Genomic DNA, 20,763 nt, shown 5'->3' on the forward strand with positions numbered 1-20,763 from the left:
GCGTCATCCGACAGGTGTTTACACCTTTCCTGAACCTGATTTTCAGAAAAGGTGCACGAATGGCCCCCGACGGTCAGACCATCGCCCCGAATGTCCATGACGCCGAACCGATCCCCGAAGCTGCCCGGGCCGAGATCGACCGGCTGCTCCTGTCGGGCGACCTCTTCCGCTACACGGCACTCACAGATGCGCCCGTAGCCCTTCTGGAGGCGGAATTTGCAGCACTCCTCGGTGCCCGCTACGCACTTGCCGTGTCGTCCTGCTCGGCTGCGCTGTTTCTCTCCCTGAAGGCGCTCGATCTGCCCAAGGGCGCCAAGGTCCTGATCCCGGCCTTCACCTTCGCCGCCGTACCCTCCAGCGTGGTCCACGCCGAATGCGAGCCCGTCCTGGTCGAGGTGGGTGAAAACTACCGCGTGGACATGGCCGACTTTGCCGCCAAGCTGCCGCAGGCGCAGGCGGTGATGATCAGCCACATGCGTGGGCATACGTCCGACATGGACACGATCATGGCGCTTTGCGATGCGGCGAACGTGCCGGTCATCGAAGACGCAGCGCACTCTCTGGGAACAGTCTGGGGCGGGCGGAACATCGGCACGATCGGCAAGGTCGGCTGCTTCAGCTTCCAGTCCTACAAGCTGGTGAACGCCGGCGAAGGCGGGATCATGGTCACCGACGACCCGGAGATCGCGGCGCGGGCCATTATCATGTCGGGGGCTTACGAGTCGAACTGGAGGAAGCACCCCGGGCTGACCAATTCCTGCGCGCACTGGCAGAACAAGTTGCCGCTTTACAATCTGCGGATGCAGAACCTGTCGGCTGCCGTAATCCGGCCGCAGCTGCCCCTAGTCGACGAACGGGTGGCCAAGGGCCGGGCCGGGCATGACCGCGTCGCCGCGCGGCTTAACGCCTCATCGCATCTGGCGGTGCCTGAGGCCCTGGCGCCCGAGGAGCGCGCGCCGGACTCGATCCAGTTCAACCTCACCAGCGGCTGGACCGACCAACAGGCGCTGGATTTCCAGGCCGCTGCCAAAGCGCGGGGGGTGCTGGTGCAGGTCTTCGGACTAAGCGAAGGCAATGCCCGGGCGTTCTGGAACTGGCAGTTTCTTGGCGAAGTGCCGGACCTGCCGAAGACCCGGGCCATGCTCATGCGCGCCTGCGATGTGCGGCTTCCCACGCGGCTGACCGAGGCGGAACTCGACTACATTGCCGAAGCCATCCTTGACGCGGCTACCGAAGTGCGCGGGTAAGCCAAGCGCCGGCTAAAGCACCTTGAGAGCCGGTGAAAGCCACGGCCAGCCAGCCAGCGCGGGTGCCACGACCTTGTCTGCGATAAGCGGCCGCAGCCGGGCCGCAATCTGGCCCGGGACATCGCGCAGGATGCCGGCTCGTGCCGACAGGGACAGCGTCCGCGACAGGGGCGCAAGGGGCAGGGGGCGCACCTCGACGCGCGACCGAAAAGCGCGCGCCTGGTGAAGCGCCAGCGGCGTCAGGATCGTCCAGCCCTCGCCGCCCGCGACCATCGCCAGGATCGCGGCATAGCTGTCCAGTTCGAACCGGTAGGCGGGCTTCATGCCGTGTCGCGCCAGATGCGCCGCGATCTGGCGGCCCATAAGGTGCCGGGCCGTGTAAAGAACCAGCGGAAGATCCTCGATCCGCGCCCCCTGCGGTGCCACTGCGACGAAGGGTTCGGCCATCAGGGGGTGAACCTCGCGCCATTCGCCGTCGCCTTCGGCATCTGCGGCGATGACGACGTCCAGCGCCCGGGCCTCAAGCTGGTCGATCAGTCGGTGGCTGGCACCGGTCTCCAGGAGGAACCGGCATCCCTTCAGATCGCGCGACAGCTGGGACAAGAGGTGCGGGGTGACATCGCTGTCGAAATCCTCGATCACGCCCAACCTCAGCGTCGTCATCCCCGCAAGGTCGGCCATCGCGAGTTCTGCCCGAGCCTCGCTGGCAGCGTTCAGGATTGTCTGGGCATGGCGACGAAACATCGCCCCGGCGGGCGTCACCTGGATCGGGCGGCCAGAACGATCCAGCAGCGTCGCGCCAAGGGCGGCCTCAAGGCCGGTCAACTGCTGGCTGACCGCAGACGGGCTCACCCCCAGACGCCGCGCCGCCGCCGAGATCGAGCCCTCTTCCGCCGCGGCGACGAAGACTTCGATCCCCCAGAGGCTGATGCGGCCTTCGGTGTCGGCCATCGGTCAGAGCTTGGACAGCTTCTTCTGCAACTCGGCGAGTTGCTGCTTGATCTCGGCGATGTCGTCGGGCGCAGGGGCAGGTGCGTCCTCCTCCCGGGTCGGGCCAGATCCGCTCCAACCGGGCATCCCTCCCAACATCGTCTTGAGGAAAGCCTCTTGCTGCTTCCGCAGCGCGTCGAACCCGGGCATCGCCGCCATGGGGTTTGGGAAGGCGCTCAGGTTCTGCATCATCTTGGTCTGGCTGTCGCGCAGCATCTCGAAGGACGAGGCCAGGAACTGCGGCACGATCGACTGCATGCCGGTGGCATAGCTGCGGACGAGGTCGGTCAGCACATCGACCGGCAGTACGCTCTCGCCCTTGGATTCATGTTCGGCCACGATCTGAAGCAGATACTGCCGCGTCAGGTCGTCGCCGGACTTGAGGTCAACGATCTGCACCTCGCGCCCTTCGCGGATGAAACCCGCGATATCCTCAAGCGTCACGTAATCCGAGGTCTCGGTGTTATAGAGCCTGCGGCTGGCGTAGCGCTTGATCAGCAGCGGTTTTGCCGTGTCGGCCATGGTTCCCCCCAAGGGATTGTGCCCTTGCAGCGAAGCTTAGGTTAGGCTGCAGCAAAAGGAAAGCTCAGCCTTTGGCCCGTGCAGCATCGGCCGCGGTGAAGTGCTCATGCTGGTCCTTCAGCACCTTGCGGAAGGCCGGTCGGTCCGTGATGCGGGCCGTATAGGCCTGAAGCGAAGGGTAGGGCCCGAGCGCTGCCCGCAGTTTCGGGACCCGAAGGATGTCGGCCATCAACAGGTCCGCCACGGTGAACCGTCCGGCCGCCAGATGGTCCCGGCTTGCAAGTACCGCTTCAAGTCGCTGCAGGCGTGAGGCCAGCCAGCCGTCCAACGGGTTCTCGGGTGGGTTCTTCAGGCCGATGAACCACCACGGAACGGTCACCATCTCCACCGAGTTCAGGCCCGCGATGACCCATTGCAGAACCTCTGCCCGACCCGCTGGTTCGCGCGGCATCAGGACTTCGCTCTTCTCGGCAAGGTGCAGAAGACAGGCGCCGCTTTCAAAGATCCGGATCGCGCCATCCTCAAGAAACGGCACCTGGGCAAACGGCTGGCGGTCCAGATGCTCGGCCCCACGGTCGGCAATCGGGACCGTGCGGACTGCATAGGCAAGGCCGGCCTCTTCGCAGGCCCACCGCAGCCGGATGTCACGGACATGCCCGCGCGGGCCGTTCGGAACCCAGTCCCAAGTCCAGATCGTCAATGCACCTGTCATGCAGACAGGATGGACGCGGGCCGCGAAAAAGGAAAGGGCCCGGGGTTTCCCCCGAGCCCTAGCGCAAACAGCGCGTGATCGTGACGCGATTACTTCGCGGCCGCAGCGGCTTTCTTGGCGACCGAGGTCACTTCCGCGGTGGCTTTCTTGACGGCGGCGGTCGCATCTTCCGAGATGTCCTTGCCGGCGGCGAGCATCAGCTCGACGGTTTCCATCTGCACTTTCTTCGCGATCTCGGCGAAGGCAGCCATGTTCTCGGCGGTCATCTCGGCAGCGGCCGAAGCGAAGTCGGTCATCGCCTTGGTGTAGTCAGCCGGGTCGGCCTTGGCCTTGGACATGTCAGCAACCTTGGCCAGCGTGTCCTTGGTCCACTTGGCCGAAACTTCGGTCGACTTCTCGGCAGCTTCGATCGCGACCTTCGAAAACTTCTCGGCAAACGCAGCCTGGGTCTTGAACGCGTTCTGGAACGCCGAAGCGTCAACCGGGAACGAGGCCATCATGTCCTGCATGGTCTTGGCGAAATCGGGGGTCTTGGTCATTTTCTTTGCTCCGCTATCTGCGGGCACCCGCCCGCCTTTCGATGCACCCTACATACATGCTGCGGCGCAGCATTTCAAGTATCTTTCTGCAATGCAGCATTGCGCCTGGCGAAGACCAGCTTAACCCAAGGGAATGACGATGACATGTCAGGTGGCAGGCGTCGCCACGACATAGGTGCCCGGCGCAGCCGCCAGCGAATCGACTGGCACCCGGGCCTTGATCATCGGTCCTGAATGCCCGGCCAGCCATTCCCCCCAGCGTGGCCACCAGCTCCCCTTGTGGAAGGTCGCTCCCTTCAGCCAAGCCTCGGGATCACCCGAGACCGGGGCATCGTTGGTGTAGTGGCCGTACTTGTCCTTGGACGGGGGATTGATGATGCCGGCGATATGTCCGCTTTCCGACAGGATGAAGGTCTTGTCCGTCGACCCCATCTGCTTCACGCCGTTGAACGACCCGCGCCAATGGGCGATGTGGTCGGTCTCGCAGGCAATCGCGCAAAGCGGCAACTTGATGTCGGCAAGGCTGACCTCGTGCCCGAAAACCTTGTAGGACCCCTTGGCAAACCCGTCCTGCTGGCAAAGCCCGCGCAGGTATTCCACCGCCATCTTCGCCGGCAGGTTCGTCCCGTCGCCGTTCCAGTACAGAAGATCAAAGGCCGGCGGCGCCTCGCCCAGCATGTAGGACTTGATCGCCGGCGTGTAGATCAGGTCGTTCGACCTGAGGAAGCTGAAGGTCTTGCTCATGAAAAGCCGCGACAGTATCCCGTCATGGGCTGTCTGGCGTTCGATCCCGTCGACGAAATCGTCGTTCAGGAAGACCCCCACCTCGCCTGGGTCCGAAAAGTCGGTCAGAGTGGTGAAGAACGTCGCCGTCTTCACCGAATTGTCCCCGGCCTTCTCAAGATAGGCCAGGGTCAGACCCAGCGTGGTCCCGGCGATGCAATAACCAACCGCGTTGATCTGCTTTTCACCGGTGATGCGGCGCACCTCGGCCATCGCCCGCATGAATCCGTCGCGGATGTAGTCGTCCATGCCGACCCCGGCATAGCTGGCATCAGGGTTCACCCAGGACACGACGAACAGGGTGAACCCCTGATCCACGATCCACTTGATCAGGCTGTTCTGGGCCTTGAGGTCCATGATGTAGAACTTGTTGATCCACGGCGGGAAGATGATGAGCGGGGTCTTGTGGACCTTCGGCGTCGTCGGTTCGTACTGGATCAGCTCCAGCATCCGGTTGCGGAAGACGACCGCGCCTGGCGTCGTGGCCAGGTTCTCGCCGACCTTGAAGGCTTCGCGATCCGCCAGCGTGACCAGAAGCTCGCCATTGCTTGCCTCAATGTCGCGGACCAGGTTCTCCAGACCCTGCACCAGGCTTTCCCCATCGGTCGCCACTGCTCGCTCCAGCGCGTCGGGGTTGGTGCCAAGAAAGTTGGTCGGGCTGAACATGTCGACGATCTGTCGGGTGAAGTAATCCACCCGGCGGCGGTCGGCCGGGTCCAGCATCTCCATGTCGCCGACGGCCGTGGTGATCGCCTCGGAGTTCAGAAGGTACTGCTGCTTGAGATAGTTGAAGAAGGGATGCGTATCCCAAAGCGGGTTCGAGAAGCGGCGGTCCTTCGGGCCCGGATCGGGCGGGGCCTTGAATTCGCCCTTGGCCAGCGTCTGCTGGGCTTCGACATAATGCTTCAGGGTCTTGCCCCAATAGTTGACCTGATGCTCCACCACGCGGGCAGGGTTCTGCATCATCTCGGCCAGATAGGCGGCGGCGGCCTTCATGTAGACGTCAGGCGCCGGACCGTGCAGCGACGGATCGGTCTGGCGCCGATGCGACAGGGCCGCGGTCAGCCGCTTTGAAAGCTCCTCGAGCTTCGTAAGGTTCGCGTTCAGGCGTTGCGCGCGGGCATCGGCCTCGGCCATGGCATCAGGGGGCGTGCGGTCTTCTGTTGTCATGGAAATGATTCCCCCCTATCGTCGCTGCTGTGCAGCATCGCGTCGCCTTGCGGTCGGCCATGCCACAACTGCGCCCGGCCGGGCAAGGAGCCGTGATGAAGTATATGTTCACCTACGACCTGATGGAAAGCGCCCGCAACACCAATGAGTGGCTTGGCGCTTCTGCACGGGCTTTCGCCAGCTACCCGGCCTTCGCCATGTCGATGAACCCGATGCTGCCGCTGATCGCGGCCTGGGGCGAAGTAGCCGAACGCAGCTTCAGCCGGATGATCGCCAAGCCCGACTGGGGCATCCGGTCGATCGTCGGACCGGACGGGCAGGATCACCTCGTCGACGTGAAGCCGGTGATCCAGAAACCTTTCGGCGATCTGGTCCAGTTCTTTGTCCGCCGCCGGTCACCCATGGCGCGCAAGGTGTTGCTCGTGGCACCGATGTCGGGCCACTATGCAACGCTTCTGCGTTCGACCGTCGCGTCGCTTTTGCCCGATGCCGATGTCTACGTGACTGACTGGCACAACGCGCGCGACATCCCCGTTTCTGCCGGCAAGTTCGACGTCGAGGATTACACGCTCTACCTTGCCGAGTTCATCAGGGAGCTTGGCCCCGACACGCACGTCATCGCTGTCTGCCAGCCGGTGCCGCTGACGCTAGCCGCCACCGCCTATCTTGCGGCCGAACACCCCGAAGCGCAGCCGAAAAGCCTGGTGCTGATCGGCGGGCCGGTCGACCCCGATGCCGCTGCCACCGAAGTGACGGACTTTGGCCGCCGGGTCACCATGGGCCAGCTTGAACACCTCGCGATCCAGCGTGTCGGTTTCAAGTACAAGGGCGCCGGGCGGCTGGTCTATCCTGGCCTCCTCCAGCTCCAAAGCTTCATCACCATGAACGCTGAACGCCACGGCAAGGCCTTTGCCGAACAGGTCTTCCGCGTGGCACGCGGTGAAGCGTCGGACCACGACGCCCACAACCGCTTCTACGACGAATACCTCGCGGTGATGGACATGACCGCGGAGTTCTACCTTTCCACCGTCGAGCGCATCTTCAAGAACCGCGAGATCGCGACAAACTCCTTCGTCGTCGCGGGCCGCAAGGTCGATTTCGGCGCCATCGACAAGGTGGCGGTGATGACGGTCGAAGGCGCGAATGACGACATCTCCGCCCCCGGCCAATGCGTCGCGGCGCTGAACCTCTTGACCGGGCTCGCTGACGACAAGAAGGCGCAGCATCTGGAACCCGGCGCAGGGCACTACGGCATCTTCGCCGGCAAGAGCTGGCGCTTGAACATCCGCCCGCTCGTCCTGAACTTCATCGACAAGGCCGCAGGCAAGCCGAAGGCGAAGATCGCTCTCGCGTCAGGCCAATAGCAGCGTCGGCAATCTGCCGGTGAGGAAGGTCCGCAGAGCCTTCGTCACCGCTTCCGGCTGCTCTAGTTGCGGCATATGGCCCGCCTCGTGGATCACCTCAAGGCAACCATGCGGCATCATTCCCGCCAGGAACTCCGCCCGGCGACGGGGAACAATGGTATCCGACGCCCCGGCCAGGACCAGAGTCGGCACGTCCGCCTTCCGCAGCCACTTCTGCTGGTCCGGACGGCGCTGCATCACCCGAAGCTGGCGCTGGAACTGTTCGACCCCCAGCGTTGCCGCCATGTCCTGCACCAATGCAACGACCTCGTCCCGCCAAGGTGCATCGTAAAGCGCCGTTGCCGGCAGCATCTCTGCGATGCAGTCGGCCATGTGCCCGGTCTTGGCTGCGACCAGAAGCGCCTCCTGTGCGGCGGCAAGACCAGGCGGTTCCGGCAGGGGATCGGTTGCGATCAGCGCGATCCGGGTGACGGCCTCGGGGTGCCGCCGCAGGATCTCGATCGCGATATTGCCCCCTAGCCCGTGCCCAAGCAGCGCAAAGCGGCGGGGCAGGGCCGGTCCGACCTCGGCGACGATCTTTTCCACGGTATCGGCCAGCCCGGCGGTAAGGACCACGATCGGGCGACTTGCGCCCAGGTCCACGATCTGCGGCATGAAGCTGCGCGCATCGGCCATGAACCCAGGGATCACGACCAGCGGCTCGGCCTGATTGACGGAGCCAGATGAGTTCGAAAACTGATGGTCGTTCGAGATCAGCATGACTCGAAGGCTATGCGACAACCCCTTGTGGTCAAATAAGCCTTCAAACAGCAATTCGCCGAATGGGGCAGCAGCGCAACATCAGCTCGTGCTTGATTTCTGCAAGAGCGGAAATTCCGCCTGCGCTTGCCGTGCGGCTAGCACCGCCTCGACCGTCTCTACGATCAACGCCAGGCAGGCGGTCGACGAAAACCGGTGATCCGCATCGCGCATCAGGGTCAGTCGCAGGTCCGGGCTGGATGCGTGGTCCAGAAGCCGCAGCGCCACCGCGGGGGGCACGTCGGTATCCGCGGTCCCCTGCATAAGCCGCACCGGAAACGGCAGGTGCAGCGGGCCCTCCAGCACAAGGTTGGCCTTGCCATCCTCGATCAGGCGGCGGGTAATCGGATAGGGCTCGTCCGAATAGTCCGACGGCCGCAGCACCACTCCCTCCTCCATCAGCCGGGTCCGTTCGGCGATGGAGAACTCGTCCTCCCACATCCGCTCGGTAAAGTCGGGTGCCGCCGCGATGCCGACCAGCCCCGCCACCCGCTCGGGCATCTGCCGCGCCAGAAGAAGCGCGATCCATCCGCCCATGGACGAGCCGACCAGCACCTGCGGGCCTTCGGTCAGCGCTTCGATCACCGCCGCCGCATCCTCGCGCCAGTCGCTGATCGCGCCCTCCGCAAAGGCCCCGCGCGACGCACCGTGCCCGGAATAGTCGAACCGCAGGAAGGCCCGCCCCGTGGCCTCGGCCCAGGCCTGCAGGTGCAGCGCCTTCGACCCCGACATGTCGGAGCGGAACCCGCCAAGGAAGACCACGCCGGGTTCCTTTCCCGGGGTGCGGACATAGGCGATATGGCGGCCTTGCGGGGTGGTCAGATAGGTTGTCATGGTCCCAGTATAGGCCCCCTCGCCGCCAAGGTTGACCCCGGTTTCAACCCCCGCGCGAAGAACCGCCCATGGCTTGACTTCACCCCGCCCGCTTGGCAAGACGTCGCCGACATAACCCGCAACCGGGCGTTTCGTAGGCGCCAAACCGACGAGGATCAGGCCATGGCCCAGATTTCCCTGACATTTCCAGACGGTAACCAGCGCAGCTATCCTGCTGGCGTGACGCCTGCCGAGGTGGCGGCCTCCATCGCCCCCTCGCTGGCCAAGGCCTCCATCTCGGCGATGGTCGATGGCAAGCACTGGGACCTCCAGTGGCCGATCCACTCCGACGCCAGGATCAGCCTCAACACGCTGAAGGACGAAGCCCCCGCACTCGAACTCATCCGCCACGACCTCGCCCATATCATGGCGCGCGCGGTGCAGGAAATCTGGCCCGACGTGAAGGTCACCATCGGCCCGGTCCGCGACCAGGGCTGGTTCTACGACTTCGACCGCGAAGAACCCTTCACGCCCGAAGACCTCGGCCAGATCGAAGCGCGGATGAAGCAGATCATCAACGCCCGCGACCCCGTCCGCACCGAAGTGTGGGAGCGCGCCCGCGCCGTCGAATACTACCGGGGCCGGGGCGAGCCTTTCAAGCTGGAGTTGATCGACCGTATCCCCGAAGGCGAAGACCTTCGCATGTACTGGCATGGCGACTGGCAGGACCTTTGCCGTGGCCCGCATCTTCAGCACACCGGCCAGGTCCCGGCCGATGCCTTCAAGCTGACGCATGTCGCCGGCGCCTATTGGCTGGGCGATGCCGCGCGCCCGATGCTCCAGCGCATCTACGGCGTCGCTTTCCGCAACCGTGACGATCTCAAGGCCCACCTGACGATGCTGGAAGAGGCCGCAAAGCGCGACCACCGCAAGCTCGGGCGCGAGATGGAGCTTTTCCACCTCCAGGAAGAAGCCCCCGGCATGGTCTTCTGGCACCCGAACGGCTGGACCATCTATCGCACGCTGGAAGACTTCATGCGCGGCCGCCTGCGCCAGGCGGGCTACAAAGAGATCAAGACCCCGCAGGTCGTGGACCGCGTCCTTTGGGAAAAGTCCGGCCACTGGGAAGCCTACCGCGAGAACATGTTCATCGTCGAGGTCGACGAGGAAGGCGCCAAGGAAAAACGCATCAACGCGCTGAAGCCGATGAACTGCCCCTGCCATGTGCAGGTCTTCAACCAGGGCCTGAAGTCCTACCGCGACTTGCCCCTGCGGCTGGCCGAGTTCGGCTCCTGCCACCGCTACGAATCTTCAGGCTCCATGCATGGCCTGATGCGGGTCCGCGGCTTTACCCAGGACGACGCGCATATCTTCTGCACCGAGGACCAGATCGAACAAGAATGCGCCGGCTTCATCGCACTTCTCTCCGGCGTCTACCGTGACCTCGGGTTCGACAAGTTCGACATCAAGCTTTCCACCCGCCCCGACGTGCGCGTGGGCAGCGACGAGATCTGGGACAAGGCGGAAACGGCGCTGCAGAAGGCGATCGAAGGGTTGGGCCTGCCGTACGAGGTCAATCCGGGCGACGGCGCCTTCTACGGGCCGAAGCTTGACTTCAAGCTGACCGACGCCATCGGGCGCGAATGGCAGTGCGGCACGTTCCAGGCCGACTTCAACCTGCCGGTGCGGCTGGATGCCGAATATGTGGGCGAGGACGGGGCAAAGCACCGCCCGGTCATGCTGCACCGCGCGGTGCTGGGGTCGTTTGAACGGTTCATCGGCATCCTGCTGGAGAACTATGCCGGGAAACTCCCGTTCTGGCTGGCCCCCCGGCAGGTGGTCGTCGCCTCCATCGTCTCGGACGCGGACGGGTATGTGCACGAGGTCGTGGCCGCCCTGAAGAAAGCCGGGATCCGGGCCGAGGCGGACGTGCGGAACGAGAAGATCAATTACAAGGTCCGGGAGCATTCGGTCGGCAAGGTGCCGGTGATTCTGGCCATCGGGATACAGGAGGTCGAGGCGAAGACGGTCTCGGTCCGGCGGCTGGGTGAAGCGCGGACTGAAACAATTACGCTGGATCAGGCGGTCGCCACCTTCGGGTTTGAAGCGTTGCCGCCGTCGGCGAGCTGATGCCAACCAATTGGGAAGAAATGAAAATGCCGCGGTTCGCCGCGGCATTTTCGTTTGGGACATTGCGACAATCGTTCACGAAACCGTAGGGCGGACCCGCATTCCGTAACCTTGGCCGCCCTGCTCCGAACTGTCTGGTGCATCGCAATCTGGCAGTCGCCCGATGCACGACCTTAACCCAGACCAACCCAATCAGAGGGAGTTACACATGTCCTATCAGTCCAAATCGCTCGTCATCGCCGGTGCCCTTGCTGCTGCCCTGTCTGGCATCGCTGGCGTGGCCTCGGCCCAGGAAAATGAGAAATGCTTCGGCGTTGCCCTCGCCGGCCAGAACGACTGCGCTGCAGGCGAAGGCACCACCTGCGCCGGCACGTCGAAGGTCGACTACCAGGGCAACTCGTGGAAGCTCGTTCCGGCCGGCACCTGCGAGACGATGGAACTCCCGGCCGGTGAAGACGGAATGGCGCGCAAGGGCTCGCTGACGGCGCTGGAGCGCGACCTGCCGCAGGCCTAACGCAACTGCCCCCTGGCCTGCCGGCCGGGGGGCGCTTCGCAAGGGGGACAAGATGCTTGACCGGGACCTGACCGCATTGCCCGCCACTGCCGGCGTCGGCTACAAGCCGCAGCACCTGTCGGCGATCCTTGCTGATCCCGGGCCGGTCGGCTGGCTGGAGATCCACGCAGAGAACTACATGGGCGCGGGCGGCCGTCCGCTAGTCCAGTTGCGCCACCTGGCCGAACGTTTCCCGATCTCGGTCCATGGCGTCGGCCTGTCGATCGGGGGCGATGGCCCGCTCGACCGCGAGCATCTGGCCCGGCTGAAGCACCTCTGCGACTGGCTGAACCCGGCGAGCTTTTCCGAACACCTCGCTTGGTCGACACATGACGGCGCCTATCTGAACGACCTGTTGCCCCTGCCATACACGCCCGCGACCCTGGACCGGGTCTGCGACCACATCGACGAGGTGCAAGAGGTGCTGGGTCGCCGGATGCTCTTGGAAAACCCCTCGACCTACCTGGCCTTTGCCGAGACAACGCTGGCCGAGGTCGAGTTTCTGGCCGCACTCGCGAAGCGCACCGGCTGCGGCCTGCTTCTGGACGTGAACAACGTCCATGTCTCGGCCGTGAACCAGAACTTCGCAGCCGAAGGCTATGTTGACGCCTTTCCACTGCACCTCGTGGGCGAAGTGCATCTGGGCGGCCATGCCGAGGACCGGGACGACCTGGGCAACCGGCTGCTGATCGACAGCCATGGGACCGAAGTGGCTGATCCGGTCTGGGCGCTTTATGCCCGCGTCATCGGCAGGGCCGGGCCGCTACCCACGCTGATCGAATGGGACAATGACGTGCCCGACTGGCCGGTCCTTGCGGCCGAGGCTGCGCGCACAGCCCGCATCCTGGGGCCGGTGGCATGAGCCAGACCCAGTTCGCCCGGGCGCTGCTGGACCCTCAGGCCGATGTTCCCTCCGGTCTTGTCGACCCCCAGGGCCGCCCCGCCTCCGCCCGCTTTGCCGTCTATCGCAACAACGTGGCCGGTTCCCTGACCCGCGTGCTCGAGGCGGGATTCCCAACGGTCCGAGCCCTGGTGGGCGAAGCGTTCTTTGCCGCGATGGCGCTGGACTACTTGCGCGCCCACCCGCCGCAAACGCGGATCATGATGCTGTATGGTTCTGATTTTCCAAGATTTCTGGCCGGGTTCGCACCGGTCGCGCATCTGGGATACCTGCCCGATGTCGCGCGGCTCGACCTTGCCATGCGCGAAAGCTACCACGGGACCGACAGCGTGCCCCTTCCCGAGGCCGAGTTCCAGCGCCTGCTTGGCGCCGAAATCTCGGGCCTGCGGCTGCGGCTGGCCCCCGCGCTGCGGCTGGTGCGGTCGGACTGGCCGGTGGTGTCGATCTGGGCGGCGCATCATGCCGGGGGGCCGCCGCCGCCACCCGGAGCCGAGAATGCGCTGGTCCTGCGCCCCGAGTTCGACCCCCGACCGCACCGTCTGCCTGCCGGGGGGGCCGCTTTCGTCTCGGCTCTTTTGGCCCGGCAAACCCTTGGCGAGTGCCTCGACCTCGCCGGTCCGGATCTGGACCTCGCTGCCGTCCTCGGCCTCTTGATCGCGGGCCGCGCCATTATCGGAGCCGACGCATGACCCTCTATACCCGCCTCACCGCCTCACTTTATGCCTGGTCCGCCTGGCTGCTGCCGACACTGGCGCGTGTGGTCTTTGCGGCCGTCCTTGCGGGCTACTTCTGGGCCTCGGCACTGACCAAGCTGGACGGACCGTTCACCGCGTCGGTCGGGGCCTATGCGCAGATCTTTCCCCGCGCGTTCGAAGCCGTTGGCTATGACCCATCCGGCCTCACGCTCTGGCACTCGCTTGTCGCCCTTGCCGGAGCATATGCCGAGCTGCTGCTTCCCGCCCTGATCGTCCTTGGTCTTCTGACCCGGCCGGCCGCGCTCGGGATGATCGGTTTTGTCCTGGTGCAAAGCCTGACCGACGTCCTGGGCCACAAGGCGGACCCGGGGGCCTGGTTTGACCGGGCTTCGGATGCCCTCATCCTCGACCAGCGCGCCCTCTGGATGCTGCTTCTTGCGGCACTGGTGCTGAAGGGACCGGGCCCGATTTCGGCGGATCGGATCCTTGGAGTTGAACGCGCGCGTCGTGAAACTTGATTTTCGGCGAATCCTAGGCATCATCGACACAGTGACGACAGATTTCCTGACCGGCTCTCGGATCGAAGCCCTGGAAGACCTGGTGGCACGGCCCGCGGTAATGGCGCCGCGGGGGGTTCTGAGAGGAGAAGCGGAATGCCGACAGGCACCGTTAAATGGTTTAACGCGACCAAGGGTTATGGCTTCATCGCGCCGGATGACGGCGGCAAGGACGTGTTCGTGCATATCTCGGCCGTTGAACGTGCCGGGCTGAAGGGCCTGAACGACAACCAGAAGATCGGCTACGAACTGCAGTCGGGCCGTGACGGCAAGCAGTCGGCGGGCGACCTGCGTCTGCTTTAACGGGCCAGCGCGGCTTCGGTCGCGCTATCCCAGCCCAGATACCAGCGATCCCCGTCCTGGATGACCGGCCGTTTCATGACGGTCGGTTGTGCCATGATCTGCGCCTCGGGGTCCGACGCTTTCAGGAAATCGTTGAAGCTGCGGTAGGTGGTGGACTGCTGGTTCACCGCCCGTGATCCGAACTCGTGCACGATGGCCTCCACCTCTGCCGCCGAAAGGGGCTCGGCCCGGATGTCGCGGAAGGTGACCTCCCGCCCGGCGGACTGGAGGGCCTTCAGGGCCTTCTTGCAGGTGTCGCAGGTGGGGATTCCATAGAGGATCATCGGTCCGGTCCTTTCGGTGACCACAGTGGTCAATTTCGGGTTTTGCAATCAGATCAAAGGCTTGCTCGTGGGCATTTACCGCGTGTTAACACATGTCCACGGGGCCCGCAAAGCCCCCCTCAGCCGTGGATCGCCCGGGTGATCGCCACCCCGGCCCAGGCAGAAAAGGCGGTCAGCGTCCCGCCCCAGAGGGTGTCGGTCGCCACCATCGTCCAGTGCCAGTCCTTCATGATCGCCCAGGAGGTGAACTCGTAGGTGCCATAGGCCATGAGGCCGATGATCAGCGCCGGGACGATGACCGGCGCGCCGGTCTTCATCGCCGGGAGCGAGACGAGATACACGAGGCCAGCGACATAGGCGAGGTAGAAGAGCGCCGCCGGGGCAATGCGGATCGGTTCCGCCATCAGGGGGCCGATGTGGCGGGTGAAGAGCGGCTTCATCACCAGCGTCAGCATGATCGCATCCAGGATCAGGAAGACGGCGGCGGTGGCGATGTAGAGGGTGAGGGTCATGGGCGGCTCCTTTGGCAGGAGGTAGGGCGGATGGGGGCGAGGGGTAGGGTGCGCATTCATGGCGCACCACCCCCGGTAACCATCGATTAACCAACCCCGCAGATGATCGGCCCATGTCCGCATACATCCGCCCCAAGGTGCCCGGTGCGTCGGTGTTTTTCACCGTGAACTTGGCCGACCGTGGCGCGCGGACGTTGGTCGAGCAGGTGGATGTGTTGCGTGAGGCGGTCCGGGTGACCAAAGCGGAGCGGCCGTTCCGGATCGACGCATGGGTGGTGTTGCCGGACCATATGCACGCGGTCTGGACGTTGCCGGAGGGGGACCACGATTTCTCAACCCGGTGGAGTGTCATCAAGGCGCGGTTTTCCCGCGCGATGCCGCACACACCCCGCCGCCGCAGCCACGCCGAACGCCGGGAGCACGGGTTGTGGCAGCGCCGGTTCTGGGAGCGGCACATGCGCAACGATACGGATTGGGCGAACCACGTCAATTATTGTTGGATCAACCCGGTGAAACACGGGTATGTCGAACGCCCCGAGGATTGGCCGTATTCGAGTTACCACCGCGACCGGTAGGGTGCGCATTCATGGCGCACCAATGCGGTGGGAACGTAGGGTGCGCATTCATGGCGCACCGCAACGGGCGCACCATGGTGGGCGCGTCGGGATTGGCGCACCATGGTGGGCGCACCACAATGGGCGCATCGGGGGGGTTGGATTCGTGCGGTTGGTGGGCGTTGGGCGGGGGAACGGTGCGCCATGAACGGTGCGCCATGAATGCGCACCCTACGGGCTACGGGTGCATCGGGATGACGGGGATTTCGCGGAGCATGTGCGGTATTGTTGGACGGACCCGGTGAAGCACGGGTTAGTAGGGCATCCGAAGGATTGGCCGTTTTCGTCATGGCACCGCGATGCGGGTGGGCGGTGTGGTAGCGCGGGGTTTGGCCCCACCGTTGGAATCGGGGCAGACCCTGACCTGCGGCTAAGTCTCCCCGGCCAACTGCGCGAGTGTCTTGCCTCCAAAACCGTCGGGCTTCCAGTCCAATATCGGAAGGATACTCTCTGAAAGACCATATTGACTAATGCTTACTCGTTTCTCGACGTATTTATTGCCGTTGTCTTGAACTTCAACAATTTGATCTTCGATAACTTCTGAACGAAAAGAGCCGGTACAAACGCCTACAACTCGTTCCTTTGGCATATCGTGAACGAAAAGTGGTGCGCCACTTAGGCCTCGCGCCAGGAGAAAGCTTAACTCATATCCGACTGCATCAGGAGCCGCAAAGATATCTCCTTTTCGGATCAGGCGTTGTACATAGCCCTTGTGAGCCCGTAGGTTCAAATTCATTGAATCTATGGAACCTGTTACTGCCTCCTCGGGATACCCATATGTACCCACATCTTGCCATACCTCAACTCCCTCGCGCCAAAGCTGAAAAATCGTTTCCCCAAGGAAAGCAGTTTGTCCAACAGCTATGTCGATGTTGTCTGGCGCGAAGGCGGAGAATTGCAGTTTCGCTACTGTGCTCTTGATGCTTTTTCCGTTTTCGTCTTTGCAGACTGCACCTACAATCAAGCCTGACTTTTCGGCATCTGCATTAGCATTCCTCAAGACATGTGCTGCTGTAAGGAAAGTGCCAGTTTCGTTGATAAGAAAACACGTTCCATGTAGTCGATGGATAACAGCATTTCCATTCTCGGCTACTGCGTAGACACAAATGGGCAGGACGTAGCTCTGCAGGAATCCTTCATCACTCACCCCCAAACCTCCACAAACTCCCTCCACTCGCCTTTGCTCATCCCCGAGGCCTCCTGCGTGACCGTCTCTCCGGCGAGACGCCGCTTCAGGACCGCGATGGCCTTGGCCGACAGCGTCACTCCCCCCATCCGGTAGTCCTCGAAGGCCGCGTAGGCCAGCGGCACCCAGTCCTTGACGCAGGCCGCAATCGCCTCCGCATACACGCGGATTTCGTACTGGGCGTGGGGGTCGGCGCGCAGGCGCAGGAAGTGGAAGAGGTTGTGCAGGTCCACCTTCCAGTACCATTGCGTGTAGATGTTGGCGGGGAGGTTCATGCGGGCGAGTTCGCGGGCGAGGCCCTGCTGGCCGTCCTGGGAGAGCATCGCCTCGTAATGGTCATAGGCGCGGTTGGCGTCGGATTTGAGGAGCTCGAGGACGCGGGCGGCCTCTTCGCCGGTCAGGACCTCACCCCGGCCCTGGTTGTTGACGGTGGACTGGGCGGCGAGGTGTTCGGGGGCGGGGATGTAGAACTCACGGTCGAGGATCGAGTAACGGGCGGAGTATTCGTTGACGTTGGCGGTGCGGTGGCGGATCCACTGGCGGGCGACGAAGACGGGGAGTTTGACGTGGAGCTTGATCTCGCACATCTCGAAGGGGGTGGAGTGCCAGTGGCGCATGAGGTAGCGGATCAGGCCTTCGTCATTCTGGACGTGTTTCGTCCCCGCGCCATATGAAACGCGGGCGGCCTGGACGATGGCAGAGTCGTCGCCCATGTAGTCGATGACGCGGATGAAGCCGTGGTCAAGGACCGGATGGGCGCGGTAGAGATGCGCCTCCATCCCCTCGCTGACGGCGCGGAGGGTGGGGCGCGGGGTGGCGCGGGCGGCCTCGATCTCTGCCAGTTGGTCGGGGGTGAGGGGCATCGCGGGCTCCGTTATGACGAGTCGGGGACGACTATAGCTTGCGGTCCGGGGCGGGGATACCGCAAGATAGGTGAAAGATGGAGGATGAGATGGGTATTCGGTATCTGCACACGATGGTGAGGGTGAAGGACCTGGAGAAGTCGATGGCCTTCTACCGGCTCTTGGGGCTGAAGGAGACGCGGCGCTATGACAACGAGGGCGGGCGGTTCACGCTGGTCTTCATGGCGCCGCCGGGGCAGGAGGACTGCCCGGTGGAGCTGACCTACAACTGGGATGACGATCCGGGGTTGCCGTCGGACAGCCGGCATTTCGGGCATCTGGCCTATGAGGTGGACGACATCTACGCCACCTGCGCGCATCTGCAGGCGAACGGGGTGGTGATCAACCGGCCCCCGCGCGACGGGCGGATGGCGTTCGTGCGGTCACCCGACAACGTGTCGGTGGAGCTGTTGCAGAAGGGGCAGGCGAAGACCCCGGCGGAGCCTTGGGCGAGCATGGCCAGCGTGGGGCATTGGTGAGGGGTGGAAAGGTGAGGCAGTCGGCCGGGCGTCTTCCTTGCGTCTTCCTTCCGTCTTCCACCTGTCTTCCTTCGGAGCCGTGAAAGCGCCCGGTGTCCGCACGTTCAATCCGTCGCCTTTCCCGGTCGGCGCGTCCAGATTGACAGGGTGTCCGGGCCAAGGCGTTCATGGCGCAGCAAACCGAACCCCGGGGCCTGTGCCAATGCGGTGAGGTCAAGCGACCCGACCGCCGCATGGCCTTCGGCTCCGATCAGGATGCCGCCCGAGAACATGGCCAGTTCGTCCACGAGCCCGGCCTTGACCAGTGCCGCGGCAAGGGTTGCCCCGCCTTCGCTGAGGATGCGGGTGAGGCCCTTTCCCGCCAGCGCCTGAAGGGCGGCCTTCAGGTCGAGGCGGCCGCCAGTCTCGGGCACCTCGATCAGGGTGGTGCCGGTGGCGGCCCAGGCGGTGCGGGCGGCTTCCGGCGCCGAGGGGCCGTGGAGGAGCCAGACCGGGGTCTCGCGGGCCGTGCGGCCGAGGCGGCTTTCGGGGGAGTGTTTGAGCATCCGGTCAAGGACGATGCGGACGGGTTGTCTTTGCGCGCCCATACCCCGGACCGTCAGGTCAGGGTCGTCGGCCAGCGCGGTGCCGGAGCCGACCATGACGGCGTCGTGGGAAAGGCGCATCGCGTGGACCTTGCGGCGGGCTTCGGGGCCGGTGATCCATCGGCTTTCACCCGTGGCGGTGGCGGTGCGGCCGTCGAGGCTGGCGGCGAGTTTCAGGGTGACGAAGGGGAGGCCCTGGGTCACGCGTTTGAGGAAACCGGCGTTGAGGCGTGTGGCTTCGGCGGTCAGGACTCCTTCGGTCACCACGATGCCCGCCGCCCGCAGCATGGCATGGCCTTTGCCGGAGACGCGGGGGTCGGGGTCGGTCAGGGCGGTGACGACGCGGGCGACATTGGCGGAGATCAGGGCCTCGGCGCATGGGGGCGTCTGGCCATGGTGGGCGCAGGGTTCGAGCGTGACATAGGCGGTGGCGCCTTCGGCTAAGTCTCCGGCCTGCTGCAGGGCGCGGACCTCGGCATGCGGGCGGCCGCCTGGCTGCGTCCAGCCGCGGCCGACGATCAGGCCGTCCTTCACCAGAACGCAGCCCACGGCGGGGTTGGGCCAGACATTGCCAAGGCCCCGCGCGGCAAGGCGCAGGGCATGGGCCATGTGGTCGGCGTCAGTCACTCTTCGGCGGCGCTGCCGGGCCGGAGTTCGCTGACGAAGCCGTCGAAGTCGTCCGCCGTCTGGAAGTTCTTGTAGACGGAGGCAAAGCGCACGTAAGCGACGGTGTCGATCCGGGCGAGGCTTTCCATCACTATCTCGCCGATGACCTTGGAGGAGATGTCGGTATCGCCAAGACTTTCAAGCCGCCGGACGATGCCCGAGATCATCTGGTCGATCCGCTCGGGGTCGATCGGGCGCTTCTGCATCGCGATGCGGATCGAGCGTTCAAGCTTGGACCGGTCGAAATCCTCGCGCTTGCCGGAGGACTTGATGACGACGAGATCGCGCAGCTGGACGCGCTCATAGGTCGTGAAGCGCCCGCCACAGGCCGGGCAGAAGCGGCGGCGGCGGATCGAGACGTGATCCTCAGCGGGCCGCGAATCCTTCACCTGCGTGTCGATATTGCCGCAGAACGGGCAGCGCATCGGCCCCCTCCTTGTTGTTGTCCCACCTCAAGGGCCGGGTGTTACCCCCGGTTCCGACACTGACTATAGGGTCAGCCCGTGCATTTCGGGAAGCGCGAAGTTCGGACCCCAGCATATGGGGGCGACACTGTGGCGGCGGGGACTCAGGCCAATGTCGACAGGAGCGCAGAATTGGAGTGAAAACCGTCACATCCGTGTTACGATTCCATGCATGTTGACGCGACTCATCCCTATTCTCTTTCTTGCCGGTCCGGCGCTGGCAGAGACGGCAATTGCCGAGATGATCTGCGCACCCCGGGAAGAGATCCTTTTGCGTCTTGGTCAGGCAGAGGTCGCCGGAACGGGCCTGCGCGACACCGAGGCCGTGCTGGAGGTCTGGACCAAGGCGTCGGGCGACTGGACGCTGGTACAGAGCTATGCCAACGGCACGGCCTGCATCCTGGCGATGGGCGAGGCCTGGGAGGCGGTGCCGCCCCCGCCGGCCTGAGCCGGGGGAGGCGCCTTAGCGGCGCCGGATCTCGCGCAGCGAGGCGCAGATGTTCTGGCCGTGGTTCGCAGAGGCCGAGTTTCCGCCCGAGCCGACAAGGCCGGTCGTGCTGGCCGCGCCATCGGGCGAGAGCGAGAAGACGATCCCTTCACCCGAGCGCCGCGGCGGTTCCGAGATGCGCCAGATCGTGGTGCTGCGCGGCAGGCGCAGGGCACGGATCACGAAATCACCCGCCGCACACCAGGCGTCGGAATTGCTGAGGCCACCGCGCGACAGGACCTCGAAGCGGTTCTGGTCAAGCTGGCGGACGGTGAAGTTGTTGGTGCTTTGCCAGGCAGCGGCAGGCGACGCTGTGAGGCCGGCGGCGAGAAGGAGCGGGATGAGGCGGGTGCGCAGGGTCATGGGCGGGATTCCCGTAAATGATGGGCCGGATGTCGCCCGGCGAATGGGGTTACACCACCACAGTTTGGCGGCGGAAACAATCGGTTCGTCGGTCACGGGGGTGTGG

Annotated in this window: 25 protein-coding genes; 11 read left to right on the forward strand and 14 right to left on the reverse strand. The window is 64.5% G+C overall.

The annotated features are described in order from the left end of the window. Nucleotides 1–59: 59 nt before the first annotated feature. A complete protein-coding gene (locus AC2D9V_RS10805; RefSeq protein ID WP_484714078.1) occupies nucleotides 60–1,247 on the forward strand; it encodes a DegT/DnrJ/EryC1/StrS family aminotransferase in 1,188 nt (395 codons plus the stop codon). Nucleotides 1,248–1,259: 12 nt separating this feature from the next. Here AC2D9V_RS10805 and AC2D9V_RS10810 read toward each other — a convergent pair whose 3' ends face one another. The 5 genes from AC2D9V_RS10810 to phaC all read right to left on the reverse strand — a co-directional run bounded on the left by AC2D9V_RS10810 (nucleotide 1,260) and on the right by phaC (nucleotide 5,963). After that, nucleotides 1,260–2,198 (reverse strand): LysR family transcriptional regulator, encoded by a 939-nt coding sequence (locus AC2D9V_RS10810; RefSeq protein ID WP_484714079.1) that lies wholly within the window; start codon nucleotides 2,196–2,198, stop codon nucleotides 1,260–1,262. Nucleotides 2,199–2,201: 3 nt separating this feature from the next. Next, nucleotides 2,202–2,759, reverse strand: a complete 558-nt coding sequence (phaR, locus tag AC2D9V_RS10815) for a polyhydroxyalkanoate synthesis repressor PhaR (RefSeq protein WP_484714080.1) — start codon at nucleotides 2,757–2,759, stop codon at nucleotides 2,202–2,204. A gap of 64 nt (nucleotides 2,760–2,823) precedes the next feature. Next, nucleotides 2,824–3,471 (reverse strand): glutathione S-transferase family protein, encoded by a 648-nt coding sequence (locus AC2D9V_RS10820; protein WP_484714081.1) that lies wholly within the window; start codon nucleotides 3,469–3,471, stop codon nucleotides 2,824–2,826. An 89-nt stretch (nucleotides 3,472–3,560) separates the two neighbouring features. Then, nucleotides 3,561–4,010, reverse strand: coding sequence for a Phasin (locus AC2D9V_RS10825; RefSeq protein WP_484714082.1), 450 nt, complete (start codon nucleotides 4,008–4,010; stop codon nucleotides 3,561–3,563). A 147-nt stretch (nucleotides 4,011–4,157) separates the two neighbouring features. Next, nucleotides 4,158–5,963: a class I poly(R)-hydroxyalkanoic acid synthase gene (phaC, locus tag AC2D9V_RS10830; protein ID WP_484714083.1), complete on the reverse strand. Its 1,806-nt coding sequence runs from the start codon at nucleotides 5,961–5,963 to the stop codon at nucleotides 4,158–4,160. Between the two features lie 95 nt (nucleotides 5,964–6,058). Between phaC and phaZ the strand changes: the two genes are divergently transcribed. Next, a complete protein-coding gene (gene phaZ / locus AC2D9V_RS10835; protein WP_484714084.1) occupies nucleotides 6,059–7,327 on the forward strand; it encodes a polyhydroxyalkanoate depolymerase in 1,269 nt (422 codons plus the stop codon). Here the strand turns inward: phaZ and AC2D9V_RS10840 are convergent. Continuing rightward, nucleotides 7,316–8,086, reverse strand: coding sequence for an alpha/beta fold hydrolase (locus AC2D9V_RS10840; protein ID WP_484714085.1), 771 nt, complete (start codon nucleotides 8,084–8,086; stop codon nucleotides 7,316–7,318). The genes phaZ and AC2D9V_RS10840 overlap by 12 nt on opposite strands. Before the next feature lie 81 nt (nucleotides 8,087–8,167). Beyond that, nucleotides 8,168–8,959, reverse strand: coding sequence for an alpha/beta hydrolase (locus AC2D9V_RS10845; RefSeq protein ID WP_484714086.1), 792 nt, complete (start codon nucleotides 8,957–8,959; stop codon nucleotides 8,168–8,170). Between the two features lie 162 nt (nucleotides 8,960–9,121). On the opposite strand from AC2D9V_RS10845, the gene thrS reads away from it, so the two are divergent. The 6 genes from thrS to AC2D9V_RS10875 all read left to right on the forward strand — a co-directional run bounded on the left by thrS (nucleotide 9,122) and on the right by AC2D9V_RS10875 (nucleotide 14,077). Then, the gene (gene thrS / locus AC2D9V_RS10850; RefSeq protein WP_484714087.1) at nucleotides 9,122–11,068 is read left to right on the forward strand and encodes a threonine--tRNA ligase; all 1,947 of its coding nucleotides are present in this window, start codon (nucleotides 9,122–9,124) and stop codon (nucleotides 11,066–11,068) included. Between the two features lie 208 nt (nucleotides 11,069–11,276). Beyond that, nucleotides 11,277–11,582: a BufA1 family periplasmic bufferin-type metallophore gene (locus tag AC2D9V_RS10855; protein ID WP_484714088.1), complete on the forward strand. Its 306-nt coding sequence runs from the start codon at nucleotides 11,277–11,279 to the stop codon at nucleotides 11,580–11,582. A 52-nt stretch (nucleotides 11,583–11,634) separates the two neighbouring features. After that, nucleotides 11,635–12,483: an MNIO family bufferin maturase gene (bufB, locus tag AC2D9V_RS10860; RefSeq protein ID WP_484714089.1), complete on the forward strand. Its 849-nt coding sequence runs from the start codon at nucleotides 11,635–11,637 to the stop codon at nucleotides 12,481–12,483. Next, nucleotides 12,480–13,211 carry an HvfC/BufC family peptide modification chaperone gene (locus AC2D9V_RS10865; RefSeq protein WP_484714090.1) on the forward strand — a complete coding sequence of 244 codons (732 nt, stop codon included), beginning with the start codon at nucleotides 12,480–12,482 and terminating at the stop codon, nucleotides 13,209–13,211. Before bufB ends, AC2D9V_RS10865 begins: the two co-directional genes overlap by 4 nt. After that, entirely contained in the window at nucleotides 13,208–13,735 is a 528-nt protein-coding gene (locus AC2D9V_RS10870) for a DoxX family protein (RefSeq protein WP_484714091.1), read from the forward strand. Before AC2D9V_RS10865 ends, AC2D9V_RS10870 begins: the two co-directional genes overlap by 4 nt. Before the next feature lie 135 nt (nucleotides 13,736–13,870). Further along, the gene (locus AC2D9V_RS10875) at nucleotides 13,871–14,077 is read left to right on the forward strand and encodes a cold-shock protein (protein ID WP_374642497.1); all 207 of its coding nucleotides are present in this window, start codon (nucleotides 13,871–13,873) and stop codon (nucleotides 14,075–14,077) included. On the opposite strand, the gene AC2D9V_RS10880 is transcribed toward AC2D9V_RS10875, so the two are convergent. Together AC2D9V_RS10880 and AC2D9V_RS10885 are read right to left on the reverse strand one after the other, a co-directional pair. Further along, complete coding sequence (locus tag AC2D9V_RS10880) at nucleotides 14,074–14,400, reverse strand: arsenate reductase family protein (protein ID WP_484714092.1); 327 nt, start codon at nucleotides 14,398–14,400, stop codon at nucleotides 14,074–14,076. The genes AC2D9V_RS10875 and AC2D9V_RS10880 overlap by 4 nt on opposite strands. A gap of 119 nt (nucleotides 14,401–14,519) precedes the next feature. Continuing rightward, nucleotides 14,520–14,912 carry a DUF2177 family protein gene (locus tag AC2D9V_RS10885; RefSeq protein ID WP_484714093.1) on the reverse strand — a complete coding sequence of 131 codons (393 nt, stop codon included), beginning with the start codon at nucleotides 14,910–14,912 and terminating at the stop codon, nucleotides 14,520–14,522. A 113-nt stretch (nucleotides 14,913–15,025) separates the two neighbouring features. Between AC2D9V_RS10885 and AC2D9V_RS10890 the strand changes: the two genes are divergently transcribed. After that, nucleotides 15,026–15,487, forward strand: a complete 462-nt coding sequence (locus AC2D9V_RS10890; protein WP_484714094.1) for an REP-associated tyrosine transposase — start codon at nucleotides 15,026–15,028, stop codon at nucleotides 15,485–15,487. Nucleotides 15,488–15,896: 409 nt separating this feature from the next. Here the strand turns inward: AC2D9V_RS10890 and AC2D9V_RS10895 are convergent, their stop codons facing one another. After that, entirely contained in the window at nucleotides 15,897–16,673 is a 777-nt protein-coding gene (locus tag AC2D9V_RS10895) for a S1 family peptidase (protein ID WP_484714095.1), read from the reverse strand. Continuing rightward, nucleotides 16,670–17,575, reverse strand: coding sequence for an FAD-dependent thymidylate synthase (thyX, locus tag AC2D9V_RS10900; RefSeq protein WP_484714096.1), 906 nt, complete (start codon nucleotides 17,573–17,575; stop codon nucleotides 16,670–16,672). Before thyX ends, AC2D9V_RS10895 begins: the two co-directional genes overlap by 4 nt. Before the next feature lie 89 nt (nucleotides 17,576–17,664). On the opposite strand from thyX, the gene AC2D9V_RS10905 reads away from it, so the two are divergent. Then, nucleotides 17,665–18,093, forward strand: a complete 429-nt coding sequence (locus AC2D9V_RS10905) for a VOC family protein (RefSeq protein ID WP_484714482.1) — start codon at nucleotides 17,665–17,667, stop codon at nucleotides 18,091–18,093. A 104-nt stretch (nucleotides 18,094–18,197) separates the two neighbouring features. Here the strand turns inward: AC2D9V_RS10905 and ribD are convergent, their stop codons facing one another. Next, nucleotides 18,198–19,286 carry a bifunctional diaminohydroxyphosphoribosylaminopyrimidine deaminase/5-amino-6-(5-phosphoribosylamino)uracil reductase RibD gene (gene ribD, locus AC2D9V_RS10910; protein WP_484714483.1) on the reverse strand — a complete coding sequence of 363 codons (1,089 nt, stop codon included), beginning with the start codon at nucleotides 19,284–19,286 and terminating at the stop codon, nucleotides 18,198–18,200. A gap of 14 nt (nucleotides 19,287–19,300) precedes the next feature. Next, entirely contained in the window at nucleotides 19,301–19,768 is a 468-nt protein-coding gene (gene nrdR / locus AC2D9V_RS10915; protein WP_482691978.1) for a transcriptional regulator NrdR, read from the reverse strand. A gap of 211 nt (nucleotides 19,769–19,979) precedes the next feature. Here nrdR and AC2D9V_RS10920 point away from each other — a divergent pair, with 211 nt between their 5' ends. Next, complete coding sequence (locus AC2D9V_RS10920; RefSeq protein WP_484714097.1) at nucleotides 19,980–20,255, forward strand: hypothetical protein; 276 nt, start codon at nucleotides 19,980–19,982, stop codon at nucleotides 20,253–20,255. A gap of 15 nt (nucleotides 20,256–20,270) precedes the next feature. Here the strand turns inward: AC2D9V_RS10920 and AC2D9V_RS10925 are convergent, their stop codons facing one another. Next, nucleotides 20,271–20,657, reverse strand: a complete 387-nt coding sequence (locus tag AC2D9V_RS10925; protein ID WP_484714098.1) for a hypothetical protein — start codon at nucleotides 20,655–20,657, stop codon at nucleotides 20,271–20,273. Nucleotides 20,658–20,763: the final 106 nt, after the last annotated feature.

This window comes from Tabrizicola sp. T46, from assembly GCF_057219895.1.